The organism is Candidatus Polarisedimenticolaceae bacterium (genome assembly GCA_036376135.1).
Lineage (GTDB): Bacteria > Acidobacteriota > Polarisedimenticolia > Polarisedimenticolales > DASRJG01 > DASVAW01.
Window position 1 is genome coordinate 20,871 of sequence record DASVAW010000092.1, and the last position, 12,853, is coordinate 33,723.

The 12,853-nt window shown below is 71.8% G+C and carries 15 protein-coding genes; all 15 read right to left on the bottom strand.

Annotated features, from left to right (window positions below; all coding sequences use genetic code 11):
• Positions 1-91: 91 nt before the first annotated feature.
• A complete protein-coding gene (gene gcvH / locus VF139_08750; GenBank protein HEX6851487.1) occupies positions 92-466 on the bottom strand; it encodes a glycine cleavage system protein GcvH in 375 nt (124 codons plus the stop codon).
• A gap of 23 nt (positions 467-489) precedes the next feature.
• A complete protein-coding gene (gcvT, locus tag VF139_08755; GenBank protein ID HEX6851488.1) occupies positions 490-1,602 on the bottom strand; it encodes a glycine cleavage system aminomethyltransferase GcvT in 1,113 nt (370 codons plus the stop codon).
• A gap of 29 nt (positions 1,603-1,631) precedes the next feature.
• The gene (locus VF139_08760) at positions 1,632-2,366 is read right to left on the bottom strand and encodes a uroporphyrinogen-III synthase (protein HEX6851489.1); all 735 of its coding nucleotides are present in this window, start codon (positions 2,364-2,366) and stop codon (positions 1,632-1,634) included.
• Positions 2,363-3,313 carry a hydroxymethylbilane synthase gene (hemC, locus tag VF139_08765; GenBank protein ID HEX6851490.1) on the bottom strand — a complete coding sequence of 317 codons (951 nt, stop codon included), beginning with the start codon at positions 3,311-3,313 and terminating at the stop codon, positions 2,363-2,365. Before hemC ends, VF139_08760 begins: the two co-directional genes overlap by 4 nt.
• Positions 3,310-4,638, bottom strand: coding sequence for a glutamyl-tRNA reductase (hemA, locus tag VF139_08770; protein ID HEX6851491.1), 1,329 nt, complete (start codon positions 4,636-4,638; stop codon positions 3,310-3,312). Before hemA ends, hemC begins: the two co-directional genes overlap by 4 nt.
• On the bottom strand, positions 4,638-5,429 hold the full coding sequence (ccsA, locus tag VF139_08775) for a cytochrome c biogenesis protein CcsA (protein HEX6851492.1): 792 nt from the start codon (positions 5,427-5,429) through the stop codon (positions 4,638-4,640). The genes hemA and ccsA overlap by 1 nt, the downstream gene beginning before the upstream one ends.
• Before the next feature lie 59 nt (positions 5,430-5,488).
• Positions 5,489-5,887, bottom strand: coding sequence for a four helix bundle protein (locus VF139_08780; GenBank protein ID HEX6851493.1), 399 nt, complete (start codon positions 5,885-5,887; stop codon positions 5,489-5,491).
• Positions 5,875-6,465, bottom strand: a complete 591-nt coding sequence (locus VF139_08785) for a prepilin-type N-terminal cleavage/methylation domain-containing protein (protein ID HEX6851494.1) — start codon at positions 6,463-6,465, stop codon at positions 5,875-5,877. The genes VF139_08780 and VF139_08785 overlap by 13 nt, the downstream gene beginning before the upstream one ends.
• A gap of 4 nt (positions 6,466-6,469) precedes the next feature.
• On the bottom strand, positions 6,470-6,781 hold the full coding sequence (locus VF139_08790; GenBank protein ID HEX6851495.1) for a helix-hairpin-helix domain-containing protein: 312 nt from the start codon (positions 6,779-6,781) through the stop codon (positions 6,470-6,472).
• Positions 6,782-6,896: 115 nt separating this feature from the next.
• Entirely contained in the window at positions 6,897-7,679 is a 783-nt protein-coding gene (locus VF139_08795; protein HEX6851496.1) for an XdhC family protein, read from the bottom strand.
• 16 nt (positions 7,680-7,695) lie between these two features.
• Positions 7,696-9,030: an RIP metalloprotease RseP gene (gene rseP / locus VF139_08800; protein ID HEX6851497.1), complete on the bottom strand. Its 1,335-nt coding sequence runs from the start codon at positions 9,028-9,030 to the stop codon at positions 7,696-7,698.
• Positions 9,027-10,178 (bottom strand): 1-deoxy-D-xylulose-5-phosphate reductoisomerase, encoded by a 1,152-nt coding sequence (locus tag VF139_08805; GenBank protein HEX6851498.1) that lies wholly within the window; start codon positions 10,176-10,178, stop codon positions 9,027-9,029. Before VF139_08805 ends, rseP begins: the two co-directional genes overlap by 4 nt.
• Before the next feature lie 5 nt (positions 10,179-10,183).
• Positions 10,184-10,996, bottom strand: a complete 813-nt coding sequence (locus VF139_08810; protein ID HEX6851499.1) for a phosphatidate cytidylyltransferase — start codon at positions 10,994-10,996, stop codon at positions 10,184-10,186.
• A complete protein-coding gene (locus VF139_08815) occupies positions 10,997-11,794 on the bottom strand; it encodes an isoprenyl transferase (GenBank protein ID HEX6851500.1) in 798 nt (265 codons plus the stop codon).
• A gap of 57 nt (positions 11,795-11,851) precedes the next feature.
• A complete protein-coding gene (gene galE / locus VF139_08820) occupies positions 11,852-12,853 on the bottom strand; it encodes a UDP-glucose 4-epimerase GalE (GenBank protein ID HEX6851501.1) in 1,002 nt (333 codons plus the stop codon).

Consider the following 12,853-nt stretch of genomic DNA (forward strand, 5'->3'; position numbering starts at 1 on the left):
CTGGCCGTCTGGACGGGAGTGTGCCTTTCCGAGGTGTAAATCGGATGCAAAAGTTGTAAAGAAGTGCGGCGAAACGCGGGGTTCTTGCAGCTTACTTCGCGAGCTCCCCGTAGGCCGCGGCGTCCAGCAGCCCCGAGAGCTCCCCCGCATTCGCGAGCCGCACCTTGAACAGCCACGCGGCGCCGTGCGGATCCTTGTTGACGACGTCCGGGGCGTCGTTGAGGCCGGCGTTGACCTCGACCACCTCCCCCGAGACCGGCGAGTAGATCTCCGAGACCGCCTTCACGGACTCGATCGTCCCGACGACCTCGTGCTGGACGATCGTGCGGCCGACCGCGGGGAGCTCGACGTAGACGATGTCGCCCAGCTGGGACTGCGCGAAATCGGTGATCCCGACGGTGCCGGTCCCGCCTTCGACGAGGATCCACTCGTGGTCCTTGGTGTAACGCAGGTTCGTCGGGTACATCCGAGACTCCTCCTCCCGTCGGGTCAGCGCGCCCGCCTGTAGAACGGCGTCGGGACGACGACGGCGCTCTCGAGGCGGTTGCGGATCTCGACCTCGAATCGCGTGCCGGCTTCCCACATCCCTGCGGGGAGGTACGCGAGGCCGATGTTCTTCTTCAGGTACGGCGCGAAGGTCCCGCTGGTGACGACGCCGACCGGCTCGCCGTCCCGAAGGGCCCGGAAGCCCCGGCGCGCGATGGCGCCCCGTCCTTCGGTCTCGAACCCGACGAGCTTGCGTTTCAGCCCTTCGGCCTTCTGCCGGACGAGCACGTCGCGTCCGAGGAAATCGCCCTTGTCGAGCCTGCAGATCCAGCCGAGGTCGGCCTCGAGGACCGTGGTCGTGTCGTCGATGTCGTTCCCGTAGAGGGCCATCTTCGCCTCGAGGCGGAGGGTGTCGCGGGCGCCGAGGCCGCAGGGGAGCAGCCCGTGCTCCTTCCCGCGCGACATGATGGCGTCCCAGAGGCGGGGGCCCGCGTCCGCGGGGGCGTACACCTCGAAGCCGTCCTCGCCCGTGTACCCCGTGCGCGAGACGATCGAGGGCACGCCGTCCACATCGGCCTGCAGGAAGCCGTAGTACTTGAGCGGGGCGAGATCGACGCGGACGAGCGGCTGGAGGATCTCGACCGCCTTCGGCCCCTGGATCGCGAGCTGCGCCCATTGCGAAGACTCGTCGCGCACGTCGACCTGGAAACCCTTGGCGTGGTAGTGGAGCCAGTCCACGTCCTTCGGGGTGTTCCCCGCGTTCACCACCAGGAAATACTCCTGCTCGCCCAGCTTGTAGACGAGGAGGTCGTCGACGAACGTCCCTTCCGGGGTCGTCAGCCCGGTGTACTGGATGCGCCCCGGAACGAGCTTCGAGACGTCGTTGCACGTGACGAACTGCAGGTAGGCCAGAGCCTCGGGTCCCTTGACCCGCACCTCGCCCATGTGGCTGACGTCGAACAGCCCCGCGCGCGTGCGTACCGCGAGGTGTTCGTCGAGGGTGCCGCTGTACTGGACCGGCAACTCCCAGCCGGCGAAGGGGACCATGCGTCCGCCCGCGGCGACGTGCGCGGCGTGGAGCGGGGTCTTCCTGACGGGCGCGTCGCCGGTTTGCACCGGATTTCCTCCGTGAAAGGTCGAGGAATCTACCACAGCGATTCGAGGGCCTGCTCGACCGCCTCCGGCGTGGGCTCGACGGCGACGGCGTGCGCGGGAAGCCCGGCGCGCTCGAGGGCGCCGGCGGTCGTCGAGCCGATCGCCACGCGTTTCACCGCGGCGAGCGCGTCCCCCGTCCCCGCCGTCTCGAGGAGGGCCTGGAGCGCCGACGGCGCCGTGAAGACGACCGCCTCGTACACGCCGTGCGCGAGCTCGAGCGCGATCGCGGGCGCGAGCTCGGAGGGCGCCGTGCGGTACGCGGCCGCGGCAACGACGGCGAGGCCCGCGTCCTCGAGGACGGAGACGGGGAACGCCGATCCGCTCTCCGGACGGACGACGAGCACCCGCTCCCCGGCACCCGCGCGCGCGACGATCTCGCCCGCGAGGGAGGCTCCCGTTCCCTCGGCCGCGAGGACCGCGACGCGCCAGCCCTCCCCCTCCGCCGCCCGCGCCGTCGCCGGGCCGACGCAGGCGACCTTGGCCGCGAGCGCCGCCGGCTCGCGCCCGGCCGCGCGAAGCGCCTCGGCCAGGCGCCGCGCGCCCGTCGCGCTCGTGAGCACGACCCAGGCGAACGAGCGCAGGTCGGCGATCGCGCGGGCGAGCGTCGAGGGGTCGAGCGGCGGCAGGGTCGACGCGGGGGCGCGGAACGTCCAGCCCTTCGCTTCGAGGGACGGCCACGCGCCGGGGGCGCGCGTCACGAGGACGCGACGGGGAATGCCGCTCACCCCTGCAGCGTGGCGCGCGCGTCCCGGAGGATCGCGTCGCCGCCGCGCTCGAGGATCCGCTTCGCCAGGGCGATGCCGAGCGCCTCGGGAGTGTCGGGGTCCCCTTCGACGTGATCGCGCAGGCGCCGGCGTCCGTCCGGGTCCCCCACCATGCCGTCGAGGATCATCCGCCCGTTCTCGATCCGTCCGAGGGCGGCGGCGGGGGCGAGACAGCCGCCGCCCAGGCCTGCGAGGAAGCCCCGCTCCGCGCGCACCGCCGCGAAGGTCGCCGGGTGGTCGAGCGGCGCGATCGCCGCGCGCGTCGCGGCGTCGTCCTCGCGCGTCTCGATGGCGATCGCTCCCTGGCCCGGGGCCGGAAGGGAGACCTCGAAGGGGATCGCGCGGATCGGCATCGCGTCGATCCCCAGGCGGGTGACCCCGGCCATCGCGAGGACCATCGCGCCGAATTGCCCTTCCTTGAGCTTGCGCACGCGGGTGTCGACGTTGCCCCGCACGAGCGTCATGCGAAGGTCGGGGCGGACGTGGAGGATCTGCGCGCGACGGCGGGGGCTCCCCGTCGCCACGACCGTCCCCACCGCGAGCTGCTCGAGGTCGAGCCCCCCCGGGGCGAGCAGTCCGTCCCGGGGGTCGGCGCGCTCGAGGGTCGCGGTGACGACGAGCCCTCGCGGCTGTTCGGTGGGCAGGTCCTTGAGGGAGTGCACCGCGAGGTCGATGCGACTCTCCAGCATCGCGTCCTCGATCTCGCGGACGAAGATCCCCTTGCCGTCCCCCTGCGTGAGCGGGACGTCCGACTTCTGGGAGGCGTCCCCTTCGGTCCTGATGACGATCAGCTCGACGCGCAGTCCCGGGTGCGCCGCCTCGAGCAGCGCGGCGACGTGACGGGACTGCCAGAGCGCCAGCGGGCTTCCCCGCGTGCCGAGCCTGAGGTGCGACGGGACGACGCTCACTCCTTGCCTCCCTGGAGGACGCGCTGCGGGCCGGCCGGGGCCGGGGCGCTCTCCGCCGAGACGTGACGCTCGAGGTCGAAGATCTGGCGGTAGAGGTTCGCGCGTTCGGCGGCCCTGCCCTGCTGCAACGAGCCCTTGAGGGTGCGGATCGCGGGGTGGAGGATCTTCTGGACGACGGAGCGGACGAGCTCCTCGACGACCTTCTCCTGATCGGGGGTGAGCCCCTGGAGCTTGCGGTGGAAGCGCTCGATCTCCGCGCGGCCCACCTGATGGAGGTGATCGCTCATCGCGGCGATCGTCGGCGCGATCGTGAGCGTCTGGCGCCAGAAGTCGAAGTTGCGGACCTCGCCCTCCAGGAGCTGGCGGGCCGCCTCCGCGGCGGCCTTGCGTTCCTCGAGGCTGGAGTCCACCACCCCCTGCAGGTCGTCGATGTCGTACAGGTACACGTTGTCGAAGTCGCCGACCGCGGGATCGACGTCGCGCGGCACCGCGATGTCCACCAGGAACAGCGGGCGGTTGCGCCGCAGGCGCATCGCCTTCTGCACGTGGTGGCGCAGGAGCACGGGCTCCGGCGCGGCGGTACCGGTGATGACGATGTCGATCTTCTCGAGGTGGTCGAACGCCTCTTCCCAGTAGAGGGCGGAGCCGCCGAACTGCTCCGCGAGCTCCACGGCGCGGGTGTAGGTGCGGTTCGTGACCGTGACCGACCCGATGCCGTTTCCCACGAGGTGGCGCGCCGCGAGCTCGGTCATCTTCCCCGCGCCGAGCAGGAGCGCCGAGCGCCCCTGCAGGTCGCCGAAGATCTTCCGCGCCAGGTGCACCGCGGCGTAGGCCACCGACACCGCGTGCCGGGAGATCCCCGTCTCCGTCCGCACGCGCTTCGCGCCGGAGAGGGTCTGCTGCATCAGGTGGTCGAGCACGGGGCCGGTCGTACCGGCCTCCTTGGCGATCGCGTACGCGCGCTTGACCTGCCCCATGATCTGCGGCTCGCCGAGCACCATCGAGTCGAGCCCGCCCGCCACGTGGAACATGTGGCGGACGGCGTCGAGTCCCTCGTAACGGAAGGTGTACCGCTCGAGCTCCTCGCCGGTGACCTGCCGCTCGCGGGCCAGGAATCCCGCGAGGGCCTCCCCGGCCTTCTTCTCGGAAGGGCCCCGCACCAGCATCTCGACGCGGTTGCAGGTGGAGAGGATGAGCGCCTCGTCCACGCCTTCCTCGGCGCGAAGGCGGGACAGGAACGCGGGAAGGTCGGCTTCCTTGAAGGCGACGCGCTCTCGGAAGGAGACCGGCGCGCTGCGGTGGTTGAGGCCGAAGAGCACCAGCATCAGGGCACCAGCGTCGCGATCGTCAGGATCGCCAGCGCGTATCCCGTGATCGTCAGATAGGCCGACTTCCTCCCCCGCAGGCCGCGGGAGAGGCGGGCGTAGAACAGCAGCGCGAAGACGAACCACGCCAGGTAGGAGAGGATCTCCTTCGGGTTGCCGGCCCAGTACCGGTGGTGGATCACCATCCCCAGGACCAGACCCGTCGCGATCCCCAGCGTGAGAAGCCCGAACCCCGCGAGGAAGGCGTGGAACCCGACGCGGTCGCAGGTGTCCAGCGAAGGGAGCTTTTCCAGGAGGGCCAGGGGCCGCTTGGCCTTCAGCGCGCGGTCCTGAACCAGGTAGATGAGGCTCATCGCGAAGGCGACGCTGAGGGCGGCGATCCCGACGAGGGTGAGGCCGAGATGGAAGTAGAGCCAGCCCGTCTCCTGCGACCGCGGAAGCTGCAGGTGCGGAGCGGGGATCACGATCCCCAGCACCGCGGCGACGAAGGCGATCGGAGGGAGCACGAAGACCGCCCCGAGCAGGTGGCGGCGGAACCAGAGGTAGAGGTGGAAGCCGAGGACCACCCAGCTCAACATCAGCAGGAAATCCTCGAGGCTGTCGAGCGGAACCGTCCCGCGGGCGATCGTGTGCCCGACGACCGCGCCGGTCTGGAGGATCCAGGCGCCGAGCAGGGAGGTGGTGGAGGCCTGCTTGAGCTTGTCCGAGGGGGTCCGCGCGTTCAGGACGGCGAAGAAGACGCCGAGGAAGTACCCGATGAGCGCGGCGGCCTGGGCAACGTGGTGAATCATCGCGCCGGAAGGCTAACACCACGCTCCGGCGGAGGTCGACCGGCCTCCGGAATCCCCCATCAAGCCCGTTCTTGACCGATGTCAATCCCGGGGCGCGCCGCGCCGTCGAGCAGACCGTCGAGCTCGCGCAGCGCCGCGTCCTGGCGGGCCGCGAGGTCCCGATAACGTCGCAGGTCGAGGAAACCCAGACGGCGGGCGAGGTAGAGGTAGTACCGGATCTCGAAGAGGCCCGCCCTCGCCCCTTCCAGCGTCTCCCGCGACGTCGACGGCCCCGCCGTCGCCGCGACGAGGGCGCCCCCGCATCGTGCGGCCACCGTCCGGATGTCCCGCGCCAGTCCAGCCCCTTCGCCGCGGTCGAGCGCGCGCGAGGCCACGATCACCTCGAGCGCGAAGGCATCCGTCGCGCGAAACGCCCGCAGCCTGCGATCCGCCCCGCTCTCCCCCCTCAACGCGTCCATCGTCCGCTCCTTCGGTCGTAGCGCCATACGCGCACCCGTGCGGTGGGGCCGAACAGGACCACCGCGAACAAGCCGTCCATGCCGTCCGTCACGTAGAGGGTTCCCGACGACGCACTGCCGTCCGGCGAGAACGAGACGAGGTCCGAGCGGCCGAACCGCACCGGGTCCTCCCCCGACCCGATGGTGCCGGTTCCCGGGGGAGCCTCGGGGAACGGTCCGCCGGGGGGGATCCCGAACTCCACGCCGTCGACGTCGCGCCCCAACCGCCGCCGGAGGTCCCTGGCGCGATCGGTCCCGGTGCGGACCTCCGCCGTGCGAAGTCCGTTGCCGTTGCCGTCCTCGACCGGAAGCCACGACCACACCCCGGCGTCGGGAGCGAAGTGGTACCCGCCTGCACGCGCGAGCGTCACCGCCCGCCATCGCTCGGCGGCGAAGGAGGTGGCCACCCACCGCGCTCCCGCGGCCGCCCGCCCCCCGTTGCGGAGGTGGGCGGCCGCGGGGGCGGCGGCGAGGACCAGCGCGGCGAGGATCGCGATCGCGACGAGGATCTCGGCGGCGGTCATCCCCCGCTCGCGCACGGGGTCACTTCGACCGGACGACGAGGTGCGGGCGCAGCTTCTCGAGGGACTTCTCGCCGATCCCCTGGACCTTCAGGAGGTCGTCGACGCTTTTGAACGGTCCGTTCTTCTGGCGGAAATCGACGATGCGTTGCGCCAGCGACTTCCCGATCCCGGGAATCCCGACGAGCTGCTCCACGCTCGCGGCGTTGACGTCCAGCGGGGACGCCGCCGGGGAGGAGGCGGCGGGAGCGGAGCTCGCGGGGGCCGCGAGCGCGGGGGCCGCGACGGAGACGAAGAGCACGGCGGCGGCGAGAAGGCAGGTACCGATCCTCATGAGACCTCCTTGCGGGCGACAGGCCCGTCGCGACCGGACGAAGGCAACGAGGATGCCGGGGAAAAAGTCGCGCGCCCTCGCGCGCGGCGCGCGCGGGTCGTCCGTCGGCGGACGGTCAGCGCGACCGGTGGCGTTCCTGCTGCAGCTCCGCGACGATCGACACGGCGATCTCGTCGGGAGTCTCGCCCCCGATCGGAAGTCCGATCGGGCAACGCACCGTCTCGAGCCAGGCCGCGTCGATGCCGTCGTCCTCGGCCAGCTCGCGGAAGATCACGGCCTTCTTGCGACGGCTCCCGATGAGGCCGACGTAGCGCGCGCCGCTCGCGGCGACCGAGCGCAGCGCCAGGCGGTCGGTCCGGTGGCAGCGGGTCACGACGGCGACGAAGCTCGCCGGACCGATCGGGGGAAGCTCGCTCCACGCGGCGTCGCAACGGTGCACCGCCCCGACGAGGGCCCGGCGCGCCGCGGCGCACGCCTCCTCGCGGTCGTCCACGAGCACCGGGTCGAAGCCGACCGTGCGCGCCAGACGCGCGAGCGCGATCCCCACGTGGCCGCAGCCGAAGATCACCAGACGCGGCCCGCCGGCCACGCGCTCCAGCAGGACCTCGGCCGTCCCGCCGCAGGCCATCCCGAGGGCCCCGTCGCCGTGCTCGGTGAAGACGTATCGCTTGACGGCCGGAGCGCCGTCGGCGTCCTTCAGGAGGTCGGCGGCGTCCGCGGCGACCGTCGCCTCGAAGGCCCCGCCCCCGATCGTCCCCAGCGTCGAGCCGTCGCCGCGGACGAGCATCCGCGCCCCCGCGGTGCGCGGCGTCGACCCCGACGCGCGCACGACGGTGGCGAGCACGCACGCGCGTCCCGCCCGCATCTCGTCGAGCAGCGCTTCGAGGACGTCGCGCACGCGGTGCCTCCCCCCGTCAGAGGCTCTTCCGGATGTCGAAGAAGATCACGAGCGCGAAGAAGGCGAGAAGGAAGACGAAGCCCGCCTGCATCACCCGTTCCTTGACCTTCATGGAGAGGTCGCGACGGATCAGCCCTTCGACGGTGAGGATCAGGATGTGGCCGCCGTCGAGGACGGGGATCGGCATCAGGTTGATGATTCCGAGGTTGAGGCTGAGCAGCGTCATGAACCCCAGGAACGCCTCGGCGTCCCGCAGCGCCATCTTCGAGAAGGACGCGATCTCGATCGGCCCCGAGAACATCCGCATGGCGTTGACGTCGCGCTTGGCGAACAGGCGCTCGCCCCAGCTCGCCAGCGCGCGGAAGAGCCCTCGCGCCAGCTCGAGGTTGTGGTCGACGGAGGCGCGGAAGGCTCCCGCCACCGAGACCGGACGGCGCACGATCGACCCGTCGACGAAGGTGACGCCGATCTTCCCCTTGCCGTCCGTGTCCTGCGGGACCACGGGCATGTCCCGCTCGATCCCGTCCCGGCGGATCTTGAGCACGACCTCGCGCCCCGCGCTCGCCTCCAGCCGCGCCCGCACCTGGAGGTCGGTCAGCTGGTCGCTCCCGTCCAGGGCCAGGATCTCGTCGCCCGTGCGCAGCCCCGCCTTCTCCGCGGGCGCCCCGGACTGGACGAAACCGATCTTCGGCGGGCCCGGGGTCTGAAGGCGCAGCTCCCAACCGGGCGAACCGAGGTGGAACCGCTCGTCCTGCCCCGTGTTCATCGAGATCGTCAGGCGTTCGCCGTCGCGCTCGACGACGACCTCCTTGACGGTGCCGGGGGAGAGGTCGATCTCCTCGCCCAGGGCTCGCGGCTGGCGCGCGTCTCGCCCCTGAACGCTCACGATGCGGTCGCCGACCCGAACGCCCGCGGCCTGCGCGGTCGAGCCGGCGGCGAGCTGGGCCACGACCGGGTACGCCTCGGGCTGCACGGGTTCCGGTTTCCCGTACACCTTGAACATCAGCGCCGCGGCGAGTACCGCGAAGGCGATGTTGAAGGCCGCCCCGGCGACGAACACGAGGAAGCGCTGCCAGCGCGCGCGGGTCAGGAACTCGTCGGGGCCGCCGGTGCGGTTCTCGTCGGCCTCGTCGCCGGCCAGGCGCACGTAGCCGCCGAGCGGCACCGCGGAGACCCGGTAGTCGGTCCCCCCGCGGATCACGCCGAAAAGCCGCGGTCCGAACCCGATCGAGAAGACGGGCACCCCGATCTTCAGCGCCTTGGCCACGATGAAGTGGCCGAACTCGTGCACGGTCACGAGCGGGGCGAGCACGATCACGAACGCCGCCGCCGCCATCAGGAAGTCGATCACCGCTTCACTCCAGAAGAAAGCCATGCGGAAGCCGTCGCACGCGCGCGCCGGTCGGCCTCGAGCACGTCTCCAAGGGTAGCCGCCGGGTCGTCGCCGTGCCGCTCGAGGGCCGCGCGGACCACCCGGGGGATGTCCGAGAATCCCGCTCGGAGGGAAAGGAACGCCTCGACCGCGACCTCGTTGGCCGCATTGAGCACGGCCGGGGCCGCCCCGCCCCGTTCCAGCGCCTCGCGGGCGAGCGCAAGGCACGGGAACTTCGCGAGGTCGGGGGCCCGGAACTCGAGCGGTCCGGCCGCGATCGGGTCGAACGGCGGAAGCGCGGAGGGCCACCGCTCCGGCCAGCTCATCGCGTACTGGATCGGGTGGCGCATGTCGGTCATTCCGAGCTGCGCCTTGAACGACCCGTCGGCGAACTCGACCATCGAATGGACGACGCTTTTCGGATGGATCACGACCGCGATGCGCTCGGAGGGGACGCCGAACAGCCAGCGCGCCTCGATGATCTCGAGCCCCTTGTTCATGAGGGTGGCGGAGTCGATCGTGATCTTCGGGCCCATGACCCACGTCGGATGCCGGAGCGCCTCCTCCGGGGTGATCGACGCCATCGTCGACGCCTCGCGGTCGCGGAACGGTCCTCCGGAGGCGGTCAGCCACAGCCGACGCACCTCGGAAGCCGATTCTCCCTTCAGGCACTGGTGCAGCGCGTTGTGCTCGCTGTCCACCGGAAGGACGAGCGCCCCGGACTCGGCGGCGCGCGCGGTGACGAACGCGCCGCCGGCGACGAGCGCCTCCTTGTTGGCGAGCGCGACGTCGATCCCCGCGTCGACCGCCGCCCAGGTCGGCTCGAGGCCCGCGGCTCCGACGAGCCCGTTCACGACGAGGTCGGCGGTGGAGGAACGGGAGACCGCGAGCACGGCGTCCCGCCCGGCCTCGACGCGGCACACCCCGGCCAGCCGCCGCGCCGCGTCGGGGGCGAACGACGGATCGGCGACGACCGCGACGTCGGGGCGGAAGCGTCTCGCCTGCTCCTCGAGCCGGTCCACGTTGCGGGAGGCGACGAGCGCCTCCACGCGGAAACGGGCCGGATGGGCCGCGACCACGTCGAGCGTCGAGACGCCGATCGACCCGGTGGAGCCGAGCAGGACCACCGACTTCAAAGTCGTCCCTCGAGGAAGATCCGCCAGTACCCGTACAGCGCGGGCCCCGCGAACAGCAGGGAGTCGATCCGGTCGAACAGGCCGCCGTGCCCGGGGAGCAGGGACGACGCGTCCTTCACGCCGCTCGCCCGCTTGAGCATGCTCTCCGCGAGGTCGCCGAGCACTCCGACGACGCACAGGATCACGGCGAGCGCCACCGCGTGCACGATCGTCAGTCGCTGGAAGAACCAGGTGTGCGCGAGGGCGGCGGCGACGAGGCTGCCGAAAAGCGCCCCCGCGGCCCCCTCCCAGGTCTTCTTCGGGGAGATCGACGGGGCCATCCGGTGCTTTCCGAAGGCCCGCCCGGTGTAGTAGGCGGCGGTGTCGCCGAGCATCACGCACAGCAGGAGAAGCAGCACGAGGTCGGGGCCCATCTCGCGGTCGATGAGGCGGAGGGCCGCGAGGAATCCCATCGGGAAGGCGATCAGGACGATCGGGAGGATCGTCGCGAGGGCGGCATCGAGCATCGCTTGCGGTTCGGGCCGGATCGCCATCGCGGCGACGAACGTCGCCGCCACCGCGAGCCCGAGCGCGGTCGCCGGCTCGAGCTCGGTCGCCGGCCCCGCGAACGAGGCCGCGACGGCCGCTCCGAGCGCGAGCCCGAGCCCCCGCAGCGGCCTCATCCCCCGCGCCTCCAGCATGGCGTACGCCTCGCGGGAGGCGAGGACCACGCACGCCACGATCGCCGCCGCGAAGGCGAGGTCGGGCCCCCGCTTGGTGAGCCACCACGCGAGCGGAGCGAGGACCGCGGCGGTGAGGAGGCGCTGCATTCAGCGGCGCGCGAGCGCGGGGGAGGGCTGCCCCGTCGCCGGGTCGACCCCGCCGAACCGTCGCTCGCGCCGCTGGTAGTCCTCGAGGGCCTCGAACAGATGGCGGCGCCGGAAGTCGGGCCAGAGGACGGGAGTGACCCACAACTCGGCGTAGGCGATCTGCCAGAGCAGGAAGTTCGACACGCGCATCTCGCCGCTGGTGCGGATCAGCAGATCGGGGTCCGGGAGGTCCGCGGTGTAGAGGCGCCGCGCGAGGGCCGCCTCGTCGATCGAGGCCTCGGGGACCCCGTCGCGCACGAGCGCGCGCACCGCGTCGACGATCTCGCTGCGCCCTCCGTACGAGAGGGCGATGTTGAAGACGAGGCCGGTGTTCGCTCCGGTGGAGGCGATCGTCTCGCGCAGGTCGGCCTGGACCGACGGAGCGAGCTCGTGCATCCGGCCGAGGACGCGGAACCGGACGTTGTTCGTCAGGAGCGTCCGGAGCTCCCGCTTCGTGTACTCGCGGAGGAGCTCCATGAGGAACTCGACCTCCGCGCGGGGCCGCTTCCAGTTCTCCTGCGAGAAGGCGTAGAGGGTGAGGACCTCGAGTCCCAGGCGGGCCGACGTCTCGACGGTGTCCCGGACCGCCTCGATCCCGGCCCGATGCCCCGCCACGCGCGGCAGGTGCCGCCGCCTGGCCCATCGGCCGTTTCCGTCCATGATGATCGCGACGTGCCGCGGCAGGCGCGCCGGGTCGAGGCGGCGCAGCAGGCCGTCCTCGACGCTCTCGGGCTCGGCCAGGCCGGACCAGTCCGCCATTCGGGTCCCAATCCCCCTTTGCGACCGCGGAAGTGTAATGCCCCGCACGGGCCGCGTTCAACTGCGGCGGTCGCCGTACCCCCCGGGTCGCGCGAGATGCCAGTCCCACGCCGTCCGGACGATCGATTCGAGGGAGGCGAACCGCGGCTCCCATCCCAGCCGGCGCCTGGCCTTCTCGGACGACGCGACGAGGATCGCGGGATCGCCGGCCCGGCGGGGCGCCCGCTCCACCGGCGGACGTCGCCCGGAGATGCGGGCCACGGTGTCGACGACCTCACGCACCGAGAACCCCTCGCCGTTCCCGAGGTTGAACGCCTCCGCTTCGACCGCGCCCCGCTCGAGCGCGTCGAGGGCCCGGACGTGTGCTTCGGCGAGGTCGACCACGTGCACGTAGTCGCGGACGCAGGTTCCGTCGCTCGTCGGGTAATCCTCCCCGAAGATCGGAACCGTCGGCCCGCCCTGGAGCGTCGCTCCGATCAGGCGTGGGATCAGGTGGGTCTCCGGGTCGTGGTCCTCCCCGATCTCCCCCGAGGGGTGCGCCCCCGCGGCGTTGAAGTACCGCAGGGCCACGTACTTGAGCCCGTAGGCCCGGTGGTACCAGCCCAGCGCCCGCTCGATGGCGAGTTTGGTCTCGCCGTACGGGTTCGTGGGGGCGCACGGGTGCTGCTCGACGATCGGCACCTCGACGGGATCGCCGTAGACCGCGGCCGTCGACGAGAAGACGATCCCCTCGACGTCGTGGCGGCGGGCCGCGTCGAGCAGGGTCAGGGTATTCACGAGATTGTTGGCGTAGTACTTCGCCGGGTCGGCGACCGACTCGCCGACGAGCGCCGACGCGGCGAGGTGGACGATCCAGCGCGCCCCGCCGCCGCCGAGCACCCCGGCCAGACGTGCGGCGTCGCCGAAGTTCCCCTCCACGAACGGAACCCCACCGACCGCCAACCGGTGCCCCATGCTCAGATCGTCGAGCGCGACGACCTCGCGTCCCGCCTCGACGAGCCGGCGCACCACGTGACTGCCGACGTAACCCGCCCCACCGACGACCAGCACATCCGACAT

Bases quoted from the DNA above. Each gene is read 5' to 3' on its own strand.
- VF139_08810 (HEX6851499.1), bottom strand. From the start codon at position 10,996: ATGCAGCGCCTCCTCACCGCCGCGGTCCTCGCTCCGCTCGCGTGGTGG.
- VF139_08815 (HEX6851500.1), bottom strand. From the start codon at position 11,794: ATGGCGGACTGGTCCGGCCTGGCCGAGCCCGAGAGCGTCGAGGACGGC.
- ccsA (HEX6851492.1), bottom strand. From the start codon at position 5,429: ATGATTCACCACGTTGCCCAGGCCGCCGCGCTCATCGGGTACTTCCTC.
- VF139_08780 (HEX6851493.1), bottom strand. From the start codon at position 5,887: ATGGACGCGTTGAGGGGGGAGAGCGGGGCGGATCGCAGGCTGCGGGCG.
- galE (HEX6851501.1), bottom strand. From the start codon at position 12,853: ATGTCGGATGTGCTGGTCGTCGGTGGGGCGGGTTACGTCGGCAGTCAC.
- gcvH (HEX6851487.1), bottom strand. From the start codon at position 466: ATGTACCCGACGAACCTGCGTTACACCAAGGACCACGAGTGGATCCTC.
- VF139_08790 (HEX6851495.1), bottom strand. From the start codon at position 6,781: ATGAGGATCGGTACCTGCCTTCTCGCCGCCGCCGTGCTCTTCGTCTCC.
- hemA (HEX6851491.1), bottom strand. From the start codon at position 4,638: ATGCTGGTGCTCTTCGGCCTCAACCACCGCAGCGCGCCGGTCTCCTTC.